We start from the raw sequence: 2563 nt of genomic DNA, 5'->3' as shown, positions 1-2563 counted from the left end.
GCGGCCCGGAGGATCGCCGCGCTGACCCACGGCGACCGGGCCGCCTGGGAAGGCACTGCCGTGTTCCACGAACTCGTTCGCCTCTGCCTGGCGGGCGCCGATCCGCTCGCCGCCGTTCCCGAGGTGCTGGAACTCATCCATCCCGACCACCGCCGGCGATACGCCACCGTACTCGCCCCCGACTGGCACCCCGGCCAGGCAACCGAGTCCAACGGCGCGATATGGCCCTGTCTGGGGTCGGCCGTCTGGGCCCTGCGCAGCACGACGAGCTTCGAGGACGCCCTTCGCGCGGCGATCGACGTCGGCGGGGACACGGACACCGTCGCCGCGGTCACCGGCGGCCTCGCGGGGGCGTACTACGGACTGGACGCGATCCCGTCCCGCTGGACCGAGCCATTGCACGTCCCGCTGCCAGGGTTCGGCGGACGGGTGCTGCGCCTGGCCGAGTTGACGGACCTCGCCCACCGCCTCGACGCGGGCCTCGGCTGACGGGATCGGCGGCGGGGGCTACTGGCGGCGTCGGCCGAGGACGCAGAACTCGCCGGGCGGATCTCGAACTCGTCGTCGGAGGAGTGCACCACCACCCGGCCGAGAGCCTCGGCCCACCACTGCCCCAGGGCAACGGGATCCGCCGAGTGAACGATCACCTGTTCCCGCCGAAGCACGCGTCGTAGCCGTCAGCGGACGGCGGATCGTCGGGCCGCCCCGCCCTCAACTGTCCTTCCCCCGGGGGCCGTCCCTGCGTCGCCCTCGCAGGCGTGCCATGAGGCTCTTCACCGGGGCGCCGACATGTCCCTCCACCGTCCGCTCCCGCTCCCAGCCCGCCCGTTCCGCTTCGGCGACCTTGTCCCGGTCGACGCCGGCGAACAGCATGATGTCCAGCGCCACCATCCGCAGGGCGTCACGAACACCTGGCAGTTCGTGCTCGCCCGGCCGCGACGTCCCGCGCAGCACGTCCAGCGCGGCGCCCGCCGCGGCGCGCCGCGCCCGCAGTTCCCCGAGTTCGCGGCCGAGACCACCGATCGCCCGGGACAGGTCGAGCACGGCTTCCGCCTCGTCGGGCGCCGGCCCGGCACGGGAGCCGTACGAGCGGACGAACATGACCGCGCGCACCAGTGCGAGGCAACTGCCGCCGAGGAGCACGAGCTGACCCGCGCTCGTGCTCTCGCGCACAGCGGATGTGCCGCGGCTGCGCCACAGCAGCGAGCGGCTCGCGACCCGGATGCCTCTGCCGCGGACGCTGTCGAGCTCGACGAGCGCTTCCCGCGCGGTGCGCAGGCGGTCGAGAACCTCCTGGTCGGTGAGCACGTGCTCCGGGTGCCGCAGAGCGCGCGCGGCCGGCTCCAGGGCGTGGGCGAGGGCGTCGAGCGCGGTCGTCTCGGCCCGGCGCAGCAGTGCGACCGGCTCGGGCGGGAAGAGGACCTGGCTCGCCACCAGCGCCACACCGGAGCCGATCAGCGCGTCGGTGAACCGCTGGGGCCCGGCCTCGGCGTTCGAGGTCACCACGGCGAGGATGGCGCTGACCGCCGCCTGGGCGAGCACGATCCGCTCACCGCCGAGCAGGACGGCGACGAGCATGGCCGTGAAGGTGGCGCACGCCAGCGTTCCGTACCCGTGGGAGCCGAAAAGGGTGAGGGCGAGTTCCGCCGTCAGGATGCCGACGCCGACGCCCAGCAGCAGGCGTACGGCGTTGGTGCCCCGCTCGCCGCGCGAGGCGTTGAGCGCGACGACCGCCGCCACCGGTGCGAAGAACGGCTCGTGATGGTCCACCAGGTGCCGGGCGATCAGCCAGGCCGCGGTGGCCGCGAGGGTCTGCTGGACGATCGGCCAGAACTCCGCCCTGACACGGGCCCCGGCCCGGGGAACCGCCTTCGCGGCCGCGCCGAGCCGGCTACGGCCCGCCGCCGCGATGCGCGACCGCGCGCGGGCCGTCACACCGGCGCCGTGCCCTGGCCGTTCCGGCGGGTGACGAGGTCCTCCCACGTCTGCGGACCCGCGCTCCCGGCCCGGTACTCGTCGAGCGGCACCCGGGCGTCGCGCCATGCGTCGAGCACCGGCTCGACGATGCGCCACGACTCGACGGACATGTCGTCGCGCACCGACAGCGGCTGCTCGTCCTCCAGGACGCCCCGCAGCACCTCGCCGTACTCCAGCAGGTCCCCGGTGCCGAAGCTCGTGTCGAGCGTCACCGGGGAGATGGTGGACGGGTCGCCCGGACCGTTGATGTTGATCTCCAGCTGGAGGCGGCGAGGACCGAGGCCGATGCGCAACCGGTTCCCGACGACGTCGCCGAGGAGCCCGCGCGGGACGTGCCGGGGAGCCTTGAACCAGTACGTGACCTCCTGCCGGGGCGAGCCGATCGCCTTGCCGGACCGAACCCGGAAGGGCACCCCCGCCCATCGCCAGGTGTCGACCGCGAACACGACCTCGGCCAGGGTCTCCGTGCCGCGGCCCGGATCGATCCCCGCCTCGTCGGCGTACGACGGCAGGGCGCGGCCGTCGACCGTGCCCGCCGTGTAGCGGGCGCGACGGCTGAACCGCTCGGGGCGGTCCTCCCACACCC

Annotated in this window: 2 protein-coding genes and 2 pseudogenes; 1 reads left to right on the top strand and 3 read right to left on the bottom strand. The window is 74.3% G+C overall.

What is annotated here, in order from left to right; all coding sequences use genetic code 11:
- On the top strand, nucleotides 1–489 hold a 489-nt coding region (locus tag IE249_RS37000), incomplete at its 5' end, for an ADP-ribosylglycohydrolase family protein (RefSeq protein ID WP_229858176.1).
- 53 nt (nucleotides 490–542) lie between these two features.
- Here the strand turns inward: IE249_RS37000 and IE249_RS36995 are convergent.
- The 3 genes and pseudogenes from IE249_RS36995 to IE249_RS36990 form a co-directional block, all read right to left on the bottom strand.
- Nucleotides 543–647, bottom strand: a pseudogene (locus tag IE249_RS36995) (VOC family protein); the annotation flags it as partial.
- A 64-nt stretch (nucleotides 648–711) separates the two neighbouring features.
- Entirely contained in the window at nucleotides 712–1935 is a 1224-nt protein-coding gene (locus IE249_RS11690) for an FUSC family protein (RefSeq protein WP_189704717.1), read from the bottom strand.
- Nucleotides 1932–2563 (bottom strand): annotated as a pseudogene (locus tag IE249_RS36990) (glucose-6-phosphate dehydrogenase); the annotation flags it as partial. The pseudogene IE249_RS36990 and the gene IE249_RS11690, both read right to left, overlap by 4 nt.

This window comes from Streptomyces anandii JCM 4720 (assembly GCF_014650655.1).
Taxonomy (GTDB): Bacteria; Actinomycetota; Actinomycetes; order Streptomycetales; family Streptomycetaceae; genus Streptomyces; species Streptomyces anandii.
The sequence above is the reverse complement of the archived record's forward strand: the minus strand, read 5'-3'. Positions and strand labels throughout refer to the sequence as shown.